This is a genomic window from Mesorhizobium shangrilense (assembly GCF_028826155.1).
GTDB classification, from domain to species: domain Bacteria; phylum Pseudomonadota; class Alphaproteobacteria; order Rhizobiales; family Rhizobiaceae; genus Arvimicrobium; species Arvimicrobium flavum.
The window spans coordinates 463444-484684 of the sequence record NZ_JAQGPN010000001.1; the positions used below are offsets into that span (position 1 = coordinate 463444).

Annotated in this window: 20 protein-coding genes; 3 read left to right on the forward strand and 17 right to left on the reverse strand. The window is 66.4% G+C overall.

All coding sequences use genetic code 11. The features are described from left to right. Nucleotides 1–5: 5 nt before the first annotated feature. The 4 genes from PD284_RS02380 to cysG are packed head-to-tail and all read right to left on the reverse strand — an operon-like array spanning nt 6 to nt 4175. Complete coding sequence (locus PD284_RS02380) at nt 6–761, reverse strand: phosphoadenylyl-sulfate reductase (protein ID WP_274626629.1); 756 nt, start codon at nt 759–761, stop codon at nt 6–8. Next, the gene (locus tag PD284_RS02385) at nt 736–2406 is read right to left on the reverse strand and encodes a nitrite/sulfite reductase (protein WP_274626630.1); all 1671 of its coding nucleotides are present in this window, start codon (nt 2404–2406) and stop codon (nt 736–738) included. Before PD284_RS02385 ends, PD284_RS02380 begins: the two co-directional genes overlap by 26 nt. Before the next feature lie 21 nt (nt 2407–2427). Next, the gene (locus tag PD284_RS02390; RefSeq protein ID WP_274626631.1) at nt 2428–2736 is read right to left on the reverse strand and encodes a DUF2849 domain-containing protein; all 309 of its coding nucleotides are present in this window, start codon (nt 2734–2736) and stop codon (nt 2428–2430) included. Further along, nucleotides 2733–4175, reverse strand: a complete 1443-nt coding sequence (cysG, locus tag PD284_RS02395; RefSeq protein ID WP_274626632.1) for a siroheme synthase CysG — start codon at nt 4173–4175, stop codon at nt 2733–2735. The genes PD284_RS02390 and cysG overlap by 4 nt, the downstream gene beginning before the upstream one ends. Before the next feature lie 253 nt (nt 4176–4428). Between cysG and PD284_RS02400 the strand changes: the two genes are divergently transcribed. Continuing rightward, nucleotides 4429–4878 carry a host attachment family protein gene (locus PD284_RS02400; protein ID WP_274626633.1) on the forward strand — a complete coding sequence of 150 codons (450 nt, stop codon included), beginning with the start codon at nt 4429–4431 and terminating at the stop codon, nt 4876–4878. A gap of 265 nt (nt 4879–5143) precedes the next feature. Beyond that, a complete protein-coding gene (locus tag PD284_RS02405; protein ID WP_274626634.1) occupies nt 5144–6973 on the forward strand; it encodes a cation:proton antiporter domain-containing protein in 1830 nt (609 codons plus the stop codon). Between the two features lie 23 nt (nt 6974–6996). On the opposite strand, the gene PD284_RS02410 is transcribed toward PD284_RS02405, so the two are convergent. Together PD284_RS02410 and PD284_RS02415 are read right to left on the reverse strand one after the other, a co-directional pair. After that, nucleotides 6997–7746, reverse strand: a complete 750-nt coding sequence (locus PD284_RS02410; RefSeq protein ID WP_274626635.1) for an SDR family NAD(P)-dependent oxidoreductase — start codon at nt 7744–7746, stop codon at nt 6997–6999. Between the two features lie 100 nt (nt 7747–7846). Beyond that, nucleotides 7847–10048 (reverse strand): transglycosylase domain-containing protein, encoded by a 2202-nt coding sequence (locus tag PD284_RS02415; RefSeq protein ID WP_274626636.1) that lies wholly within the window; start codon nt 10046–10048, stop codon nt 7847–7849. A gap of 182 nt (nt 10049–10230) precedes the next feature. On the opposite strand from PD284_RS02415, the gene PD284_RS02420 reads away from it, so the two are divergent. Further along, the gene (locus PD284_RS02420; protein WP_274626637.1) at nt 10231–10596 is read left to right on the forward strand and encodes an Imm8 family immunity protein; all 366 of its coding nucleotides are present in this window, start codon (nt 10231–10233) and stop codon (nt 10594–10596) included. Between the two features lie 342 nt (nt 10597–10938). Here the strand turns inward: PD284_RS02420 and PD284_RS02425 are convergent, their stop codons facing one another. The 11 genes from PD284_RS02425 to PD284_RS02475 all read right to left on the reverse strand — a co-directional run bounded on the left by PD284_RS02425 (nt 10939) and on the right by PD284_RS02475 (nt 21119). Beyond that, a complete protein-coding gene (locus tag PD284_RS02425; protein ID WP_274626638.1) occupies nt 10939–12108 on the reverse strand; it encodes a porin in 1170 nt (389 codons plus the stop codon). A 662-nt stretch (nt 12109–12770) separates the two neighbouring features. Then, nucleotides 12771–13025, reverse strand: coding sequence for a GlsB/YeaQ/YmgE family stress response membrane protein (locus PD284_RS02430; protein WP_274626639.1), 255 nt, complete (start codon nt 13023–13025; stop codon nt 12771–12773). A 131-nt stretch (nt 13026–13156) separates the two neighbouring features. After that, nucleotides 13157–13372 carry a hypothetical protein gene (locus PD284_RS02435; protein WP_274626640.1) on the reverse strand — a complete coding sequence of 72 codons (216 nt, stop codon included), beginning with the start codon at nt 13370–13372 and terminating at the stop codon, nt 13157–13159. A gap of 80 nt (nt 13373–13452) precedes the next feature. Further along, nucleotides 13453–14070 carry a ribonuclease D gene (locus PD284_RS02440; protein ID WP_274626641.1) on the reverse strand — a complete coding sequence of 206 codons (618 nt, stop codon included), beginning with the start codon at nt 14068–14070 and terminating at the stop codon, nt 13453–13455. Nucleotides 14071–14081: 11 nt separating this feature from the next. Continuing rightward, complete coding sequence (locus PD284_RS02445) at nt 14082–15467, reverse strand: M20/M25/M40 family metallo-hydrolase (RefSeq protein WP_274626642.1); 1386 nt, start codon at nt 15465–15467, stop codon at nt 14082–14084. A 163-nt stretch (nt 15468–15630) separates the two neighbouring features. Continuing rightward, complete coding sequence (locus PD284_RS02450) at nt 15631–16248, reverse strand: LysE family translocator (RefSeq protein WP_274626643.1); 618 nt, start codon at nt 16246–16248, stop codon at nt 15631–15633. A gap of 127 nt (nt 16249–16375) precedes the next feature. Next, nucleotides 16376–17377 (reverse strand): proline racemase family protein, encoded by a 1002-nt coding sequence (locus tag PD284_RS02455; protein ID WP_274626644.1) that lies wholly within the window; start codon nt 17375–17377, stop codon nt 16376–16378. Further along, nucleotides 17374–18183: an isocitrate lyase/PEP mutase family protein gene (locus tag PD284_RS02460; RefSeq protein ID WP_274626645.1), complete on the reverse strand. Its 810-nt coding sequence runs from the start codon at nt 18181–18183 to the stop codon at nt 17374–17376. Before PD284_RS02460 ends, PD284_RS02455 begins: the two co-directional genes overlap by 4 nt. A 70-nt stretch (nt 18184–18253) precedes the next feature. Next, nucleotides 18254–18910, reverse strand: a complete 657-nt coding sequence (locus PD284_RS02465; protein ID WP_274626646.1) for an HAD family hydrolase — start codon at nt 18908–18910, stop codon at nt 18254–18256. Next, on the reverse strand, nt 18907–19368 hold the full coding sequence (dut, locus tag PD284_RS02470) for a dUTP diphosphatase (protein WP_274626647.1): 462 nt from the start codon (nt 19366–19368) through the stop codon (nt 18907–18909). The genes PD284_RS02465 and dut overlap by 4 nt, the downstream gene beginning before the upstream one ends. Nucleotides 19369–19505: 137 nt before the next feature. Next, on the reverse strand, nt 19506–21119 hold the full coding sequence (locus PD284_RS02475; protein WP_274630519.1) for a glycoside hydrolase family 43 protein: 1614 nt from the start codon (nt 21117–21119) through the stop codon (nt 19506–19508). Between the last annotated feature and the right edge of the window lie 122 nt (nt 21120–21241).

Consider the following 21241-nt stretch of genomic DNA (forward strand, 5'->3'; position numbering starts at 1 on the left):
GCCTGTTATTGCGTCGCTCCTGCCAGCGACCGGTCGAGCCCGGGCAGATGTATCCCGCACTCGGTCTTGGCGTCGCCGGCCCACCTGCCGCTGCGCGCGTCCTCGCCCGGCTTCACCGGCCGCGTGCACGGGAAGCAGCCGATCGACAGATAGCCGTAGGCCACCAGCGGGTTCTCCCGCAGATGGTGCCGGCGCATGTAGTCGGCGAGGTCGGCCGTGGTCCAGCGGGCGAGCGGGTTGATGCGGAGCCTCGGTCCGACGGTTTCGAAGACGGGCAGCGCCGTGCGCGTCGCGGCCTGGAAGCGCTTGCGCCCGGTGAGCCACGCGCCGAACGGCTCGACGCCGCGCGCCATCGGCTCAACCTTGCGCACCCCGCAGCAGCCATCGGTGTCGGTCTGGTGCAGCACGCCCTTCGGGTCGAGGCGTTCCAGCGCGACTGCGTCCGGCCTGACGACGCGGATGTCGGTCAGTCCGAGATCGGCCGCAAGGGCGTCGCGATAGTCGAGCGTCTCCCCAAAATGCTTTCCGGTGTCGAGGAAGATCACCGGCAGGTTGCGGTCGATCTCCGCCACCATGTGGAGAAGCACGGCCGAGTCCGCGCCGAAGGACGACACCGCCGCCAGCCCGCCGTCAAAACCCTCCTCCAGCGCCGCCGCGATCACCGCCTGGGGCGACAGCGCGCCGTGGCGCGCCTCCAGGGCTGCGGCGCGGGCGGTCGCGGGCTCCGCGCCCGCGTCAAGCGGCCTTGGCTTCGACGCCATAGAGCGCCTCCTTGAAGGGAGCCGGACCGACCCGCCGATAGGCGTCGAGGAATTTTTCCTCCCGGTTCAGCCGAAGGCCAAGATAGGTCTCCACGATCGTCTCGATGGCGTCGGTGATCTCTTCCGGTCCAAAACCGCGGCCGATGATGTCGCCGATCGAGGTGTTCTCGTCGCCGGAACCGCCGAGGGTGACCTGATACAGCTCGGCGCCCTTCTTCTCGACGCCCAGGATGCCGATGTGGCCGACATGATGGTGCCCGCAGGCGTTGATGCAGCCGGAGATCTTGAGCTTCAGTTCGCCGATGTCGCGCTGGCGCTCGAGCGAGGCGAAGCGCGTCGAAATCTCCTGCGCGACCGGAATCGAGCGCGCGTTGGCGAGCGCGCAATAGTCGAGGCCGGGGCAGGCGATGATATCGGTGATGAGGTTCGAGTTGGCGGTCGCCAGCTCGATTTCGACCAGCGCGTCATAGACCTTCCTGAGATCGGCGCGCGCCACATGCGGCAGGATCAGGTTCTGCTCGTGGCTGACCCGCAGTTCATCGAAGGCATAGGTTTCGGCGATGTCGGCGATGGCCTCCATCTGGCTGTCGGTCGCGTCGCCGGGCACCTCGCCGATGCCCTTGAGCGAGATCGTCACTGACGCGTAGTCGGGATTGTGGTGCGTGGTGACGTTCTGATCCAGCCACTCGCCGAACGAGCGCGAGTCGAGACGGCCCTGCTTGACGATGTCGTCGCCCTCGGGACGGGCCGGCAGGTCGGGCGGCGCGAAGTAGCGATCGATGGCGCGGATGTCGCTCTCGGGTAGCCGCAGCTCCGTCGACTTCAGCTCTTCCCATTCGGCCTCGACCTGACGGGTGAATTCCTCGACGCCGGTCTCGTGGACCAGGATCTTGATGCGCGCCTTGTACTTGTTGTCGCGGCGTCCGTAGAGATTGTACACCCGCATTATCGCCGTCACGTAGGAAAGCAGATCCTGCTCCGGCAGGAACTCCCTGACCTTCTTGGCGATGATCGGGGTGCGGCCCTGGCCGCCGCCGACATAGACCGTAAAGCCCAGTCCGCCATCCGGCCCGCGCTTGAGATGCAGGCCGATATCGTGGGTCTGGATCGCCGCGCGGTCGCGCTCGGCGCCCGTCAGCGCAATCTTGAACTTGCGCGGCAGGTAGGAAAACTCCGGATGCACCGACGACCATTGCCGCAGGATCTCGGCATAAGGCCGCGGATCGGCTGCCTCGTCGGCGGCCGCCCCCGCCAGGTGGTCGGCCGTCACGTTGCGGATGCAGTTGCCGCTGGACTGGATCGCGTGCATCTCGACCGAGGCGAGGTCGTCGAGGATCGCCGGGATGTCGGAGAGAGCGGGCCAGTTGAACTGGATGTTCTGCCTGGTCGTGAAGTGGCCGTAGCCCTTGTCGTAGGTGCGCGCGATATGGCCCAGCATGCGCAGCTGGCTCGAACTCAGCGTGCCGTAGGGGATGGAGATCCGCAGCATGTAGGCGTGGAGCTGGAGATAGACGCCGTTCATCAGCCTGAGCGGTCGGAACTGGTCCTCCGTGATCTCGCCGGCCAGCCTGCGCTCCACCTGGTCGCGGAACTGGGCGACGCGGGCCTTCACGAACTCATGGTCGAATTCATCGTAGCGGTACATGGCGTTCTCGTCCGATTGCGGTCAGGCGGCGTGGGTGACGCCCGGCCGCGCCTGCTTGCCGAGGTCATGTCGAATGGTGGGGCCGGCGGCGCGGATGCGCTCGCGCAGCCGGTTCGGTACGATCGCGCCGTCCTGCACCTCGACGTCGATCAGCTCGACGTCCAGCACCTGGTTCGCGGCGAAGGCGGCCTTGCCGATGGCGTCGAGCGCCTCCTCGGCAGCCTTGTCGCCGGCCACCTCGGCGTCGGCGATGGCTTCCGACCAGCGCTGCCCGCCTGCGTACCAGACGGCTTCGCCGTCGATCAGCCGGTTGGCGGTGAGAACCTTCATGCGCGCACCTCGGCGACTTGCGTCGACGCACCGATGCGGGCGGCGAGCGGCTGTGAATGGGTGAAATCGGCACCGGCGACGGCGTCGCCGATGATCGTCATCACCGGCCCCGTCAGGTCGGCCCGCTCTTGCAGCGAAGGCAGGTCGGCCAGCGTGCCATGCAGCTTGCGCCGGTTGCCGAGACTGGCGTTCTCGACCACCGCCACTGCGGTGTCGGGCGAAAGGCCGGCGTCGATCAGACGGTCGGCGACATCGGCGGCCACCGAGCGCCCCATGTAGACGGCGACGGTTGCGCCGGAGATGGCGAGCTTCGCCCAGTCGGGCAGCACGCCGCCCTTGAGGTCGTGGCCGGTGGTGAACACCATCGAGGAGGTGACGCCGCGCAGCGTCAGCGGCAGCTCGAAATCGGCGGCGGCCGCGAAGGCGGCGGTGACGCCCGGCACCACCTCATAGGAGATGCCCGCGTCGCGCAGCGCCTGCATCTCCTCGCCGGCGCGGCCGAAGACGAGCGGATCGCCCGACTTCAGGCGCACGACGCGCCTGCCCGCGCGCCCGAGAGAGACGAGCAGCGCGTTGATCTCGTCCTGGCTCTTGGAATGGCAGCCCTTGCGCTTGCCGACGGAGACGCGCTCGGCGTCGCGGCGGCCCATCGAGACCACGGCCTCCGGCACCAGCGCGTCGTAGAGGATGACGTCGGCCTGCATCAGCAGACGCTGCGCACGCAGGGTCAGCAGGTCCTCGGCGCCGGGACCGGCGCCGACCAGCGCCACATGGCCCTGCGCCGCAGTGCGCCGCAGCAGCAGCTCGGCGGCGGCTTCGCGCGCCTCCTCGATATGGCCGATCTCCAGCGCACGCGCCGGCGCGCCAGTGAAGAAGTCGTTCCAGAAGCCGCGGCGCTGACTACCCTTGGGAAGCAGCCGCTCGGCCGCCTCGCGCAGCGAGCTTGCCAGCGTCGCCAGCCGGCCGAGAGACGGCGACAGCAGCTGGTCGATCTTCTCGCGGATCATCTGGGCGAGCACGGGACCCGCACCCTCGGTGCCGATCGCCACGCACACTGGCGCGCGATTGACCAATGCGGGCGTGAAGAAATCGCACAGCTCGGGTCGGTCCACCGCATTCACCGGGATGCCCAGCTTGCGGGCATCCTCCGAAACAGTGCGATCGAGCGCCTCCTCGCCAGTCGCAGCAAAGATCAGCCTGGCGCCGGCGAGCAGCGAGGGCTCGTAGGCGGCATGCACCAGCGTCGCACCGCCGGATGCCGCAAAGGACGCCAGCTCAGCGCCGGGGGCTTCCGCAACGATGCGGATCTCGGCGCTGGACTGTGACAGCAGCCGCGCCTTGGCCAGCGCCTCGTCGCCGCCGCCGACGATGACGACGACGCAACCCTCGACCTTCATGAAGACGGGAAATGCGTTCAGCCTGCTTTCGGTACTGGTCATGACAAATAGACTTCGCCCAATTCTCGCGAAGCTTTTTAGGCGCAAGTCATTGTAACCAGAAGGAATGCAGTCGCGCGCAAAAGCGGGACGGGCAATCGGTTTTGCGAAGAGTCCGACTGCGCGAGGAAAAAATTTCGGCACTGCCTTCGGCGCGCTCCCTGCCTGCGCAAGCAGGTCGGTCCGGAACATCTCGCGCCGGCAACACGTTGATGGGCTGCACTAGAATTATCAGCGAAGAGAAGGGAGTTCATCCATGTCCGACATCAGGCTGAAGCACGGGATCTGGGTCGTCGTCGCCGACGGCGAGAACGCGCTCTTCCTTCGAAACGAGGGCGACGCGACCTATCCGAACCTGAGCGTGGTGAAGGAGATCCACGAGGAAAATCCGCCGACGCGGCAGCAGGGCACCGACCGGCCCGGCCGCTACAATGACGGGCCGACCGTGCATCGCAGCGCCGTCGAAGAGGTCGACTGGCATCGCCTGGCCAAGGAACGCTTCGCGGACGATCTCGCCGAGCGGCTGTACCGGATGGCGCACCGCGGCGACTTCGACGAACTGGTGCTGGTCGCCCCGCCCCTGGTGCTCGGCGAGATGCGCAAGAAACTGCACAAGGAGGTGGAGGACAAAATCGTCGCCGAAGTGCCGAAGACCCTAACGAACCATACTGTCCCTGATATCGAGAAGCTCCTGAGCGCAGCGTGAAGTGACCCTTCAGCCTGTCGATCGAGCGTGACGCCGCTTCGCGGAGTCACGCTACGGTTTCCGCGCCATTGCTACCCGGCGCGCCTGCCTCCCGGCCCCACCACTGGGCCTGGCGTCGGGCGCTCCGCGCACGTGTTTCTTCCAAAACGAAGCAAATTGCGCCTGAGGGCCTTGCGGCCGCAGCAGCCTCGCCCCCATAGTGGGGACATCCAGCGCCGCCGCGCTCCCCCACAATTCGAACCGTCCGGGAAAGCACCGCCAGCCGATGCCGCACAGCACGCCCCTGATCGCCACGCTTGTCGCCGGCCTCGGGCTCGCGTTCATCTTCGGCGCCTTGGCTGCCCGCTTCCGCATACCTCCATTGGTCGGCTATCTCATCGCCGGCGTGCTGGTAGGCCCCCACACACCGGGCTTCGTCGCCGATGGAGAACTCGCACTGCAACTGGCGGAGATCGGCGTCATCCTGCTGATGTTCGGAGTCGGCCTGCATTTCTCGCTGAAAGACCTGCTCTCGGTACGGGCCATCGCGGTTCCCGGCGCCATCGTCCAGATCGCCTTCGCCACGGCGCTCGGCGCCGCCCTCGCCTGGGCGCTCGGGTGGTCGACCTCGGCGGGACTGGTCTTCGGCCTTGCGCTTTCGGTCGCCAGCACGGTGGTGCTGCTGCGCGCGCTGCAGGAGCGGCGGCTCATCGAGACGGAGCGCGGCCGCATCGCGGTCGGCTGGCTCATCGTCGAGGATCTGGCCATGGTGCTGGCGCTCGTCCTCCTGCCGGCCGTGGCGGGCGCGATGGGGGGAACCGAGCAGACGACATCTGTTTCGCCATCGGCGTTCGGCCATTGGTTCGGCTCCGGGGTGTGGGGCATCATCGGCATGACGCTTGCCAAGGTGGCCGCCTTCGTCGCGGTCATGCTTGTGGTCGGACGCCGCGTCATTCCCTGGGTCCTTCACTATGTCGCGCACACCGGCTCGCGCGAACTCTTCCGCCTCGCCGTGCTCGCCATCGCGCTTGGCGTCGCCTTCGGCGCGGCGCATCTCTTCGGCGTGTCGCTCGCGCTCGGCGCCTTCTTCGCCGGCATGGTGATGAGCGAATCCGAACTCAGCCACCGCGCCGCCGAAGAATCGCTTCCATTGCGCGACGCCTTCTCCGTGCTCTTCTTCGTCTCGGTCGGAATGCTGTTCGATCCGGCGAGCCTTATGGACAGCCCATGGCTGATCCTTGCCGTGCTGCTCATCATCGTGGTCGGCAAGTCGGCTGCGGCCTTCCTGATCGTCGTCGCCTTCCGCTATCCCGTCGGCACGGCCCTGATGATCTCGGCCAGCCTCGCGCAGATCGGCGAGTTTTCCTTCATCCTGGCCGATCTCGGGGTCGGCCTCGGGCTGTTGCCGGAGCAGGGGCGCGACCTGATCCTCGCAGGAGCGATCCTGTCGATCGTGCTCAATCCGTTGGCTTTCGCCGCAGCCAGCAGGATGAAGCCCTGGGTCGAGGCGCGCATGGGCCTGCCAGCCTCGAGTGGCCCGACGGCCGCCGCCCCGGCAGTCGAGCCCGGTCAGGCCTTCACGCCCGGCGCGGCGACGGAGCCTTCGGTCGCCGAGGAGAAGCTCGAACCGACAAAGCTGACGGGCCACGCCATCCTGATCGGCTACGGGCGCGTGGGCGCCCTGGTCGCCGCATCGATGAAGGAAGAGGGACTGCCCTTCCTGGTCATCGAGGATTCGGACAAGATGCGGGCGAAGCTCCAGGCCCAGGGCATCGAGACGATCGCCGGCAACGGGGCCAGCCGCGAGACTTTCGCCGCAGCCAACCCGGCTGGGGCGACGCGCCTGATCCTCGCCATCCCGAACGCCTTCGAAGCCGGCCGCATCATCGGACAGGCAAAGGCCGCGAACCCGCAGATTTCAATCGTCGCGCGGGCTCACTCCGATGCCGAGGTGGACCATCTGGTGAACCTGGGAGCCCACGAGGTCATCATGGGCGAGCGCGAGATTGCGCGCGGAATGGTCGAGGCCGTGCTCAGCGGCAAACTGGCGCCAAGGCTGGCCGACGAGGTTGCCGTCGGTTTCGGGCCGCTGGCGGAAGCGACCGCAACGGGCTAACTGGAGGCTGTCGGCGGCCGGGCCTACACGTGCTGGCCGCCGTTGATGTGGATCTCGGACCCCGTCACGTAGGACGCCTGGCCAGAGCAGAGGAAGAATATGATGTCGGCCACTTCCGACGTCGCGCCGAGCCTGCGCAGCGGAATCGTCTCCACCAGCTTTTCCGTTCCCGGCGAGAGGATCGCGGTGTCGATCTCGCCTGGCGCTATCGCGTTGACGCGGATGCCGTGCGGGCCGAAATCATGCGCCATCTCGCGCGTGAGCGAGCCGAGGGCAGCCTTGGACGTTGCATAGGCGGTGCCTGCAAACGGATGCACCCGGGTGCCGGCGATCGAGGTGACGTTGACGATAGCCCCCTTGGCGGCCGAAAGTTCCTTGAACAGCCCGCGCGCGAGCATGATCGGCGCGAAGAAATTCACCTGGAACACGTCGCGCCAGACATGCATCGGCGTGTCGATCGAGTTCATGCGGCGGTTGTCTTTGAGTTTTGGCGAAATTCCGGCATTGTTGACCAGCGCATGCAGCTGGCCGCCATGCGGCTCCAGCCGGTGACGGATCTCCGCCACGGCGATGCCGACATCTTCCTGATCGGACAAATCGACCTTGATGTGATCCTCAGGCCCTGCCGGCCACGGGCAGTTTTCGGCAAAATCCTGCCGCGAGCAGGTGATCACCCGCCAGCCCTCGCGCGAAAAGCGCTTCACGGTCGCGTGCCCGATGCCCCGGCTGGCGCCGGTCAGCACAATCGTTTTTCTGGTATCGGGTTCGGTCATGCGCTGCTTCTCCTGCCGGGCTATGTAGCCGAGCGGGAGGGCGATGGCGAGGGGCGAAGGCCGATTGCCGCTTCAGCCGTCGGGAGCGGCGCTTACCAGCCTACTGCCGGTTCCCCAAAATGACGTCCAGGATCGACGCCTCGCTCTTCCCCTTCTCGCCGACGCCGACCGATGGACGGCGGATCGACGCGGTCTCGTCGACATCGCCCCGATCAGACTGCCCCGCATCCGCCACCGCCTTGCGCGGCCGCGGCGCCGCGGCCGGCGCATCCTCGCCCGCATCGCCGACATCGACTGCGGGGACGGGCAGTTCTCCGACGCCGACGCCCCAGCCGCCCGGCAGGCGCGCCACCGGGACGCCCTCGTGCGCGGCCACCATGAATTCGTGCCAGGCCGCCGCCGGCAACGCTCCGCCTGTCACCTTCTTCATCGCGGCGCCATCGTCGTTGCCGAACCAGACGCCGGTGGTGAGGTTGGCCGTGTAGCCGACGAACCAGGCGTCGCGCGAGTTCTGGCTGGTGCCGGTCTTGCCCGCCGCCGGCCACGCGAAGGAGGCCTTGCGCGCGGTGCCGGCCGCAAGCGTTTCCCGCATCATCGCGTTCATCATGCCGACGACCTCGGGCCGCAGAACGCGCGGCACGCTGCCGCCTTCATGTTCGTAGAGCACTTCGCCCTTCACCGTGGTGACGCGCCTGATGAAATGCACGTCCGGACGGTAGCCGCCATTGGCGAAGGGCACATAGGCGGCAGTCAGCTCCAGCGGCGTCACTTCCGACGTGCCCAGCGAGATCGAGGTGTTGGCCTGGAGGTTGGACTCGATGCCCATCCGGTGCGCCGCCTCGACGACGGCCTCGGGACCGACCTCCATGGCGAGCTGCGCGGCAACCGAGTTCAGCGACTTGGCCAGCGCCGTCGTCAGCGTCACCTTGCCGTAGTACTTGCCGTTGTAGTTCTCCGGCGTCCACTTGCCGATGCGCACCGGCGCGTCGTTGCGCACGCTGTCCGGCGTGCGGCCCTGCTCGAGGGCGGCCAGGAAGACGAAGGGCTTGAAGGCGGATCCCGGCTGCCGCCGCGCCTCCGATGCCCGATCGAACTGGCTGGTGGCGTAGTCGACGCCGCCGACCATCGCCCTCACCGCCCCGGAATTGTCGATCGACACCAGCGCGCCCTGGCTGACATTGAGCTTGGCCCCCTGCTCGTCGATCAGCCGGCGGATGGATTTTTCCGCCAGCTTCTGCAGAGTCAGGTCGACCGTGGTGTCTACGACGATGTCGGAACGCACCTCGCCGATGAGCTGCGGCAGCTCCTCCATGACCCGGTCGGCGACATAGTGCTCGGAGCCTGTCCAGTAGGCGGTGGCGCGGGTCGCCGGCGCGCTGATCGCGGTCTTCAGCTCCCTGGCGCCGATCATGTCTTCGTCGCGCATGGCGCCGAGCACGAGCTGCGCGCGGTCGTCGGCCGCCTTGGGATCGCGGGCCGGCGACAGCCGCGACGGCGCCTTCAGCAAGCCGGCGAGCATCGCCGCTTCCGACAGCGTCACGTCGCGCGCGGGCTTGCCGAAGTAGCGGCGCGAAGCCGCCTCGACGCCATAGGAGCCCGAGCCGAAATAGACCCGGTTCAGGTACATTTCGAGGATCTGGTCCTTGCTGTGCTTGTGCTCCAGCCACAGCGCCAAGAGCACTTCCTGCACCTTGCGCTCCAGGGTGCGGTCGGGCTTCAGGAACAGGTTCTTCGCCAGCTGCTGCGTCAGCGTGGAGCCGCCCTGCGAGAAGCGCCCCGTGGTGATGTTCTCGACGAGGGCCCGGGCAAGGCCGATCGGGTCGATGCCGAAATGCGAGTAGAAGCGCCGGTCCTCGATGGCGATGACGGCCTGCGGGATGTAGGGCGACATCTCGTGCAGCCCGACCGCCTCGCCGCCGGTCATGCCGCGATTGGCGATCTGGGCGCCGTCGACGGAGACGATCTTGATGTTGGGGGAGCGGTCGGGGATCGACCAGGTGGTCGCGCTCGGCATCTTGGCGCCGTAATAGGCCACGACGCCGGCCCCCGCGATGCCGATCCACAGGCAAAGGACAAAGCCCCAGTAGACGAGGCGGCCAAGACCCCTGAGCCAGCCGCCGCCAGACTTCCGGCGTCTGCGGCGCGGCGCGGCCGCCGCGGAAGACTTTCGCTTGGGGCCAGTCTTGCGTCGAGACGGCACTGCGCGGTCCTCCTCGCTTACGGAAAAGTCGTCGGAACGCCGCTCGAGGGACGGCGCGTCGAAGGTCGGCTCGATGCGCCGGTTGCTGTCTCGCCTGGCCATGTCGCTCGCAAATGTCCCCGCGCTGTCCCGGCGCGTCGGGTGAAGAGTAAATGCGGCGATTTAAGGGGGCGTTAAGCAGGACGTCGCGATGTAAGCCTTGAGGACAGCCGGCTCGGTCCCTGTGCCGCCACCTCTTCCATCAGCGGGAACTTGTAGTCCTCACAGACAATGCATCGACGTAAATGATCAAAATCAGGGACATATTCAGCATGGACCTAGCCTCTCCGAAGGGAGAGCTTATCGAGATATGGGATCTACCAGATCAAGAAAGTGTTGAACTGAACGTAAGGGTTGTCATTGGCTTTGATGGCACGAATTACGAAGAGGTTTTCGATACCTGCGTGATAACAGGCCTCTGCATCAGAAAGTATGATGCAGAGCTACAGTCGATCCCCTATGATGGAAAGGTGTTCAGGTTCCATCGCTTCGCTTCGGGCGAAATCAAGCATGCGATGGTGTCCGCGATACAGGCCTGCCATAGACCGACGGTAGATGAATGCATACACGAGCTCCGAAAGATAATGTTTTGGGACTTCGAGGGGCTATAGCCAGCCAAGGGGATTTAAGGGGGCGTTAAGTTGCCGGTTCCGCACGCGCATCGGCAAAGCGATCCGCTGCCTCTAGCACGGATCGAGCACAGACTTTTGCAATGGCGGCTCGCTAGTTGGGCGAGATTGGCGGACTCGAGTGCAAGCCGGCTCGCGCGTGGCCCATCCGCCACCCAGATCAGTGACGGACCGCTCACCAGCTTCGGCCATTTTAGGCCCGGCGCCTTGAGTGTTCCATTCTCCTCGTCCACCGCCGCCCGGCAGCGCTCGGCCATCTGCCAGCAAGGTCAGGTGGTCGCGTAAACAACCGGCGCTGGCCGGCCGTCCGTACGGGCCTGACGGTCAGAAATTGCGCTGGAAGCGGATGATGCCGCCCCAGGCGTCGTCGTCGCCGTTGTCGAAGTAGTCGACTTCAGGCGTGATCGTGAAACCCGGCACGAGCTCATAGGCGACATCCAACGCAGCGGCGAATTCCTCGCCATCGTCGTAGGAGAGCTGGAGGTTCACCTCAGCCTTGTCCGAGACCCGAGCGGTCGCGCCGCCCCAGACGGCCCACTCGCCGGCCCATGGCTTGTAGAAATTGGCGCCCGTGTCAGCGAAGATCAGGAGACCCGTATCCGGATCGACACCGACCACCTCGTTGGCGTCATCGTCACCCCAGCCGCCCATCAGGAAGAACGACAGGGCTTCGGTTGCCTTGATGTCCAGGCGGGCCTTGACGGTCCAGGCCTCGTGGATGCTGTCGTAGCCGCCAAGGATGCCGATGCCGCCCCAGCCCTGCGTGAACTTGGCGCCGGCGACCACGTGCGGGACGTAGCTGTCGATCGAGTAGTCATGGCCGAAGGAATCATCCGAGCCGGTTTCGAGCGAGATGATCGCTGAGAAGCCGTTGCTGCCGTTGAACGTATAGCTGATCAGGCCGGTATCGTAGGGACCGAAGCCTATCATGTCGTCGGCGATGACGCCGCCGGCATAGTCGAGGAAGGTCACGAAGGCGGATTCGTCCTTGCCGACGCGGAACCCGCCAAGCTCGATCCAGCCGAAGTTCAGCGAAACGGAGGTGCCGTCATAGCCGTTGGTGCCGCCAGCCGAGTCGACGAACCCGTCACCGTCGGTGTCGAAGATCACCGGGCCGCTCGGGGAGCCGTTGCCCCACTGGAAGCGGGTCTCGGTGAAGGTCCTCAGGGTGCCGAGCTCGGTCTCGGTGCCGGTCCAGGTCTGCAGCGTCAGACGTGCATATTTGTTCCAGGTCTCGTTGATGTCGCCGTCTTCATGATCGACCGCAGAACGCTCCCAGAGGTCTCCGCCCGAGGCCTCGTACCGAACGTAGCCGCCGATGCGCAGGCAGGTCTCGGTGCCCGGGATGTAGAAGTAGCCGGTGCCGTAGACGTCGCAGACCCGAACATACTCAACCGGCTCCGGCTCAGGGAGGACGACGGCGTCAGCGGCGTACGCGCAGCTGGAGATCGCAATCGACGCGGCGCCAGCGAGAAGCAGCATTCGTGTGTTCATCTTCGAATCTCCAGCGGAAACGGACTCGGTCGTCCGGCTGAAAGCAGCGCCCCCGCCTGATCCTCAATTGAAGTCGAATTGCCAAATTGCGTAGCTGCAGAGGATTCCTGAATTGACCTCAGTCGGCAACCTCTCAAGACCAAGGAACAGCACGGCAGGCTTCTGATTATCCGCAGGTCGTTGCGAAAATGATACTAACGCGCTCATGCTCATGCACCAACGTCCACCGACGTAGTTAAATCCAATACTTATGATTTCGAACTGACGTCATTTCTCGAACGAAAGTGTGCTTTCCCCGCACCCTCCGCCTCACGAGCCAAATGCGCGGCCTCGATCCTCACGATATGTTGGTCGTCCTAGCAGAGCCCGTTGAAAGTTCGCGCGGTCGCAGAACAGGCGGCGATCACCCCTGTGCGGTCGACGATCAGGCCAGCCTGGCGCAGGTTCGTCTCCGATGCGCCGTCCAAGTGCATCGTGCCCGAACTGGGCCATCAGTGCGAGGCACCTCACGCAGACGCGACAATGCGCTTCTTCTCCCTGTACCTGTAGCCGCGTTGTCGCGCGGAGAGGCGTCAAACCCGGCCGAATCGACCTGCTCTGGAGGCAAGTTGGACGTCGCGGGGCCAAGCCGCCGCGACGTCACGGTCAAGCGGTGGCTGCCGTCAGGCGGATTTTACGAGCCGCACCAGCACGAGCAGGATCACCGCGCCGATGGTGGCGTGGATCACCGCGGCGACCGTGCCGCTACCAAGCGAAATTCCCAGGGCCGGAAATATCCAGCCGGCCAGGAATGCGCCGACGATGCCGACAACGATGTTGCCCAGGAGGCCGAAGCCGTATCCCTTGACAATCAACCCTGCCAGCCAGCCGGCAACCGCGCCTATGATAAGAAAGACGATCAAACTCGTGGGTTCCATGTGCCTCTCCCTCTCTCCCGCCAGAGCGTCGACCATCGACGATGGCAGTCAAGGCATAACGCAACTTCGCGCGAGTCGCCACGGGCCGCCATGAAGCGCGCGCGCCGGCCTTGCTGCGAGACCCACTAAGGCTATTCGTCTTCGTCCTCGCTGCCGGGAGGCGACCAGCTGTGCGGTTGGATGCGCTTCTGCGTCTCGCTGTCGATGAAGGTCCACCAGCCGGCTTCAGCCGCGTCGGGGCTGGAGCGGTACTGCGCGATGGACGTGTTCTCGACGCCGTCGCGATCCCGCCACTGAACCCTGACCTTGCTTCCGTCCATCGGCGCGGTGGAAATCGGCTGCGTCATGTCGTTCACTCCCGTCATGCAATCGGATGGCGCCACCTGAACGGCGCCATCCGCAACGCGCAACCCTCGCCTGCGTTGCGTCAGCTATGGGCGAAGATGTCTTCCTCGTCCCAGCCCATCAGGTCGAGTTTGGCGCGGGTGGGCAGGAAGGTGAAGCAGGCTTCCGCCTCCTCCGCTCTTCCGTCGCGATCGAGCCGTTTCTGCAGGGCCTCGCGCAGCCGGTGGAGATGCAGCACGTCGGAGGCCGCATATTCCAGCTGTTCAGGCGACAGCGTGTCCGCCGCCCAGTCGGAGGACTGCTGCGCCTTGGAAAGCGAAATGCCCAGAAGTTCCGACGTGATGTCCTTCAGGCCGTGACGGTCGGTGTAGGTGCGCGTCAGCCGCGACGCGATCTTGGTGCAGAACACCGGTTCCGGCATCACGCCGAACGTGTGGTAGAGCACGGCAAGGTCGAAGCGTCCGAAATGGAAGATTTTCGTCACGTTCGGGTTGGCGAGCAGGCTCGTCAGATTCGGTGCGCTTGTCTGACCGGGCGCGATCTGGATGACGTCGGCCGAACCGTCGCCCGGCGAGATCTGCACGACGCAGAGCCGGTCGCGATGCGGCTTCAGCCCCAGCGTCTCGGTATCGATGCCGATCGCATCGACGTCGTAGTGGGAAAGGTCCGGTAGGTCGTTCTTGTGAAAACGGATTGTCATCTTGGAGGCCATCACTTCGTCAGCGCGTCGAGGATGCGCGCCCAGGACCGCTGGCCCTTGTGGAACGACGACAGCTCGTACTTCTCATTTGGCGAATGAATGCGGTCGTCCGGCAAGCCGAAGCCGACCATCAGCGACTCCATGTCGAGGAAATTCTGGAAATCCCCGACGATTGGAATCGAGCCGCCCATGGCCAGCGTCAGCGCCGGCTTGCCCCACTCGTCGGTGAGCGCATCCTTCGCCTTGATCAGGAAGGGCGAGTCGTAGGAGAGCTGGATCGCCGGCGAGCCGCCGTGCGGATGGAACTCGACCGAGCAGTCGGCAGGAATGCGGCTGCGCACGAACTCCCGGAACGCCTCGCGGATCTTGACCGGGTCCTGCTTGTGGACCAGGCGGAACGACACCTTGGCGGATGCCTGCGCGGCGATGACGGTCTTGAACCCCTTGCCCTCGTAGCCGCCGGAAATGCCGTTGAACTCGGCGGTCGGGCGGGCCCACGTCAGTTCCAGCACCGAGCGGCCCTTCTCGCCGGACGGGATGGAGAGCCCGATCGGGCCGAGGAAGGTCTCGGTCGTCTCGCCCAGCGCCTCCCAGGATTTCAGCACCTGCGAAGGCGTCTCCTCGACGCCCTCGTAGAAGCCTGGAATGGTGACGCTGCCGTTCTCATCATGGATGTCGGCCAGGATCTTCGCCAGGATGCGGATCGGGTTGGCGGCAGCACCACCGTACTCGCCCGAGTGCAGGTCGCGGTTGGCGGCGTGGATGACGATCTCCTCGCCAACCAGCCCGCGCAGGCCGACGCAGATCGCCGGCGTCTCTGCGTCCCACATCGACGTGTCGCAGACCAGCGCGAAGTCGGCCTTCAGCTCCTGCGCATGGGATTCGAGGAAGGGTTTTAGGGACGGCGAGCCTGACTCCTCCTCGCCCTCGAACAGGATGCTGATGCGGCAGGGCAGCGAGCCATGCACCGCCTTCCAGGCGCGACAGGCCTCGACGAAGGTCATCAGCTGGCCCTTGTCGTCAGACGAACCGCGGCCGGTGATGATCTTCGTTCCCCTCTCGCCGGTCTTCACGGCGGGCGCGAACGGATCGTCCTCCCAAAGGTCCAGCGGATCGACCGGCTGCACGTCGTAGTGGCCGTAGAAGAGCAGGTGCGGCGAGCCGGCCGGGCCTTCGTGGTGCGCGACGACCATCGGGTGGCCGGGCGTGTCGCGCGTGCTGGCGTCGAAACCGATCGACTTGAGGTCCGCCACCAGCCAGTCCGCCGCCTGGCGGCAGTCGGCCTTGAAGGCAGGATCGGTCGAGATGGACTTGATCCGGAGGAGGTCGAACAGCCGGTCGAGGCTCTGGTCGAGGTTCTTGTCGAGCGTGTCGAGAACGGGAGCGAGTGCGGTCATTGCTGCGTCTAGGCGCCTTTCGTTTGCGAGCGCGCACCCTAGAGCATCAAACGCCCGAGTTGAACAGTGTTTGACGGGCGAGGCTTGGACCAGTCCGGCTCCCGGGACAATAGAGGCCCCCTCCTGGAACCGCAGCCATGCCTGGCTACATCGACCACCCTGCCTACTGCCGCGCCGCTATTGCCGCTGCCGCGCCCATCATGAAGGCCGCGGCCGTACGGTTCATCGCCTTGAGCGCCCGCGGCGTCGCAAGGAACCATCTCGCCTTCGCCGCCAGCGCCAGATAGGGAACCAGCACCACGAGCAGCACCACGACCGTCAGTCCGGCGAGCACGGCATAGTCGGACACGGTGATGGTGCGCAGGTCGACCAGCGTCGGCGTCAGCGCCAGGTAGAAAACCATCGTCTTCGGATTGCCGATGGTCACCGCATAGCCGGCCAGAAAGTTCGGAACCAGGCCGTCGCGTCCCTTCTGCGCCTCCACCTTCTCCGCCGTGATGCCGCTCGTCCAGAACTGCCAGCCGAGCCAAGCGAGATAGGCGACGCCCAGCCACTTGATGACGAGGAACACGGCACCGAAGGTCTGCGCGATGACCGCAAGGCCGAGCATCACCGCCGTCAGGTAGGTGAGGTCGCCGGCGATGAGGCCGATCGACATGAACAGCGACGAGCGGAACCCGGAGCCGAGCGCACGCGCCACCAGCGCGGTCACGCCAGGCCCGGGAATGGCGGCGGCCAAGGCCAGCGCGCCGCTATAGGCGATGAAGCCCGAAAGGGTCATGTCTGTGGCTCCGAAGGAACGGCAGCCTCTACCTCACCACGGCGATGGATGGAAATTCGGATTTGGGATGGAATGATCAAGGATGTTGATGGTTGGCGTGTGGGGGGCGATGCCAGGAAGCCAGCACCTACCTCACCAGAAAACCCCGCCCCAGCTCATCCCCCTCCTCCAGCCAGAACTCGGCCCTGCCGGTGTAGTGCGCACGTCCGCCGACGCGCGCCGCGATGCCCGGCCTGCCGTCCGCCAGCACCAGCGTGCGCGCGACCGAACCGGTGAAGCGCGAGCCGACGATGCTCTCGAAGAGACGCGTTTCGCCGGGTGCGATCCCGCCCCTGGCATGCATCGCGGCAAGCCGCGCAGTCACGCCCGATCCGGTCGGCGAGCGATCCACTTCGGCGTCGGCGAAGACGCAGACGTTCCTGGTCGGCACGCCGCCCGAGCCGTCGCCGCCGTCGGTGAGTATCGTCCCGTAGAGGAAGCCGAGGTCCTCGGCATCCGGATGCGCGGGCGGGTGTTCCCGCTTTACCCGATCGGTCAGCGCAGTCGCCGCGTCGACAAAATCCCGAACCCGGTTCCGCCCGAACTCCAGCCCGAACTGGCGGCACTCCGCCAGCGCGTAGAAGGCGCCGCCATAGGCGATGTCAAACACTATCCGCCCGTAGGGCTCGAGGTCGACGGCGAGATCGCGCGCGAAGAGGAAGGACGGCACGCTCTCGAAGGACACCGCGCCAGCCCGACCGTCCTTCACCTCCACCGATGCCACGACCATGCCGCAGGGGCACTCGATATTGACGGTGGTGACCGGTTCGACGCGGGCCACCAGCCCTTCATCGACCGCATAGCGGCCGAGCGCGATCACCGCGTGACCGCACATGGTCGAATAGCCCTCGTTGTGCATGAAGAGCACGGCGAGGTCGCCGCCCGGCAGGTCGGGTTCGACCAGCAGGGCGCCATACATGTCGAAATGGCCGCGGGGCTCGTAGATCAGCAGCCGGCGCAGGTGGTCGAGGGTGTCGCGCACATGGGCGCGCTTTTCGAGGATCGTCCCCTTCGGCAGGGGCGGATAGCCGCCGGTGACGATCCGCACCGGCTCGCCGCCGGTGTGCATGTCGACGACGGTCAGGCTCACGCCTTGCCACCCAGGATCTCGGCGATCCGGCCAGACGGCATCGCCAGGCTGGTGAACTGGAAGGTGCCCCGTTCCAGGATTTCCTTCGCCGCCCGCTCGACGACCCCGAAGGCGGCGGCGCTGAGGCGCGGACCGAGCGAGATGCGCTTGACCCCGGCCTCCGCCAGCCCCGCCACCGTGAAGGCCGGCCCGCCGGCCAGCACGCTGACCGGCTTCGTCACGGCCGAGCAGATCTGCCGGATCATGCCGAGGTCGGAGATGCCCGGAGCGAACAGCACGTCGGCGCCCGCCCGCTCGAACGCCTGAAGGCGGCGGATGGTGTCGTCGATGTCGTTGCGCCCCCACAGGAAATTCTCCGCCCGGGCGGTGAAGACGAAGCCGCGCTTCAGCGCGCGTGCAGCCTCGGCCGCGGCGGCGACGCGCTCGACCGCGTGCGAGAACTCGTAGATCGGATCGGACGGATCGCCGGTGTGATCCTCGAGCGAGCATCCGGCCAGTCCCGCGGCGTCCGCGGCGAAGATCGTCTCGCCCGCGCTGTCGGGGCTGTCGCCCTTGCCCTTTTCCAGGTCGCCCGAGACCGGGATCTGCACCGCGGCGGCCATGTCCCTGCAATGGGCGATCATCGCCTCGAAGCCAACCGCCCCGTCCTGCAGGCCGCGCGTCCAGGCGTAGCCGGCGCTCGACGTCGCCAGCGCCTTGAAGCCGCAATGCTCGATCAGCTTGGCGGTGCCCACGTCCCAGGGGTTGGGCATGACGAAGATGTCGGGACCCTGATGAAGCGCGCTAAAGACGCCGCCCTTGTCCATGGCAAACCTCCCGTCCAGTCTGAACCGGGAGAATCTACCGACGACGACGCTGCGCGGCAATCACATACGATCAGGCCAGGCCGATCAGCCTCGACAGCGCGCGCATGTCGTCGAAGACGACGCCGCCGGCCGCCTCCAGCGCCGCGGGGTCGGCGAAGGGATCGCCAGCATAGGAATAGACCTTCATGCCAGCCGCGCGCCCGGCGGTGGTCCCGGCCACGCTGTCCTCGATGACGACGCAGTCAGCCGGGGCGATGCCCATGGTCGCCGCGGCATGCAGGAAGAGGTCCGGGAACGGCTTGCCGCGTTCCACCATCGTCGAGGAGAACATCGCGTGCTCGAACAGCGGCAGGAGGCCGGTGACGCCCAGCGTGATGTGCATCTTGGACACCCGCGCCGACGAGGCGACACAATAGGGAATGTCCGCCGCGCGCACCGTCTCGATGACATCGCGCACATGCGGCACGGCCGGCACCCCGTTGGCGAAGAGCTCGGGCAGGCCGAGGTTCCAGCGCTCGACGAAGTCTTCGCCGAGCACCACGCCGGCAGCCTCCACCTCGGCTTGCACGAGCTTCATGCTGGTGCCTTCGAAGCGCCTGCGGCAGGCCTCGTATTCGATCGGATAGCCCAGCTCGGTAAGCCAGGCCGACAGGCGCCGGTTGCTCATGCCCTCGGTGTCGACCAGCACCCCGTCGCAGTCGAAGATGACCAGCTTCGGCGTCATCACGCCGTGCCCGTCGAGCCGAACCCGCCCGCGCCGCGCGCGGTGCCGGTGGCAAGGCTGCGCTCCTCGACGGTCGCACGCGTCACCGGCGCGAACACGATCTGCGCGATGCGCAGGCCGCGCGTCACGCGGAATTCTTCCTCGCCGTGATTGATGAGCAGCACCTGCACTTCGCCGCGATAGTCGCTGTCGATGGTGCCGGGGGTGTTGAGACAGGTGACGCCGTGCTTGAAGGCCAGTCCCGAGCGCGGGCGCACCTGGCCTTCGAAGCCTTCCGGGATCTCGAGGATCAGCCCGGTCGGAATCAGCGCGCGCTTGCCGGGAAGCAGCACGAACATGCGGTCCTCTGGCACCGCGGCGCGCAGGTCCATGCCGGCGGCGCCCTCCGTCTCATAGGCGGGCAGCGGCAGGTCGTGGCTGTGGGGGAGGCGGACAACGCCGATCGCAGGGGAGTTCGTCATGGCGGCGATGCTATCGGCCGCCTGCCCTTCGGCGTCAAGCTCGGCAGGCGCGGGTGAGTGTGATTTCGCAGGGCAGCGGCAGCATGTCGCCGGCGCCCTCGCGCGGACCTGCCGCTGCGGCCTGCGGACCGAGGGCCCTACGCCTCGCCCGGCGCATAGGTGAAATGCGCGAAATCGGCCGGAAGCGCCCTGCCCGAGACGTCGAACGCGATCATGCCGACGAAGGCGCCGGTGAAGGAAGCGTGCTCGCCCCGTCCGCCCTCGTCCGAAATCACGCCGGCGTCGAGCACCGGCCCGACCGGCCGCCATCCCCCTTCTCCCTTCCAGGAAAACTGCAACGCGGCGCCCCGGACGTCGGCCGCCAGCTCCACGGGGCCCGCGTCCCGAAGCACGATGGGCTCGGCGAGCGGGAACTCAAGCTTGCCTTCCGGCCAGACGCCCGGGCACGACAGTATGGTCAACACGCGCCCGCGCCGGGCGTCATGGGTCACGCCGAGGAAATGGAACTTGTGGCGATTGTAGTAGAGCGTCAGGCCGGCGGCCTGCTGGAAGGTTTCCGGCGCGAAATCGACAAGCGTCTCGGCGCGGAAGGCGTGATGCTCCTGCCGGCGAGCGACAAGCGCCTGCTCGAACCAGCTTCCGATCGATTCGCGGCCGTGGAGGCGCAGGTGGCCGGGGCGTTCGGCGAGCGAGAAGAGGCGTTCCGGAAAGGGCGTGCGCAGCCACTGGAAGTCGAGCGGCAGGTCCGGCGTGTCGAACGCGTAGCGCATTGGCCGGGCGGCTTCGGGCTCGGCATCTGCCGTCGGCGCAGGCACGTCGACGGCTGGCACCGGCCCGCCATGCTCGAGCCGCAGCCAGCCGTCCTCGCCCCAGACGCATCTCTGGATCGCCGTCTCGCGCCCGAGCGGCGAGCGTCGAAGGCCGGGTAGCGGCCGCGAGCAGAGGTGCGTGTGATAGAACGCGCCCTCCGGCGTCTCCACGATCTGCCCGTGCCCGGCACGCTGCAGCACGGCGTCGGGCGCATCCTTCGACGTGATGAGATGGGTGTCGGGATGCAGTTCGTACGGCCCCTCGATGCTGCGAGAACGCGCCATCGTAACCGCGTGGTCGTATCCCGTGCCGCCTTCTGCCGTCGTGAGATAGTACCAGCCGTCGCGCTTGAAGATATGCGGCCCCTCGACCAGACCATGCGGGCTGCCGGCAAAAATGTTCTTCACCGGGCCGACGAGCCTGCCCGCCGCCGCGTCGTACTCCTGCAGCAGGATGCCGGCGAAGGACGGATGCTTCGGGCTGCCGCCGACGCCATGCGAGATGTGGTTCCACAGCATGTTGAGGAACCATTTGCGGCCGTCGTCGTCATGGAAGAGCGAGGGGTCGAAGCCGCTGGAATTCACGTAGACAGGGTCCGACCAGGGCCCCTCGATCGATTTCGCGGTGACGATGTAGTTGTGCGTGTCCTTGAAGTTGCCGTCCATCCGCTTGACGTCGGTATAGACCAGCCAGAACAAGCCGTCCGCATGGGACAGGCAGGGCGCCCAGATGCCGCCCGAGTCCGGATTGCCGCGCATGTCGAGCTGGCTGGCGCGATCGAGCGGCCGCTTCACCAGCCGCCAGTTCACCAGGTCTGTCGAATGGTGGATCTGGACGCCGGGATACCATTCGAAGGTCGAGGTGGCGATGTAGTAGTCGGAGCCGACCCTGCAGATCGACGGGTCGGCGTTGAAGCCGGGCAGGATGGGATTGCGGATCATCGGCTCTCCTTGCGTATCACGCATCTGTCTGCCCCCTCCACCACGCTTCGCGTGGTCCCCCTCCCCCGCTTCGCAGGGGAGGGTCCAACATTGCGAGGAGTCGCCAGCGCGGATCCTCCCCC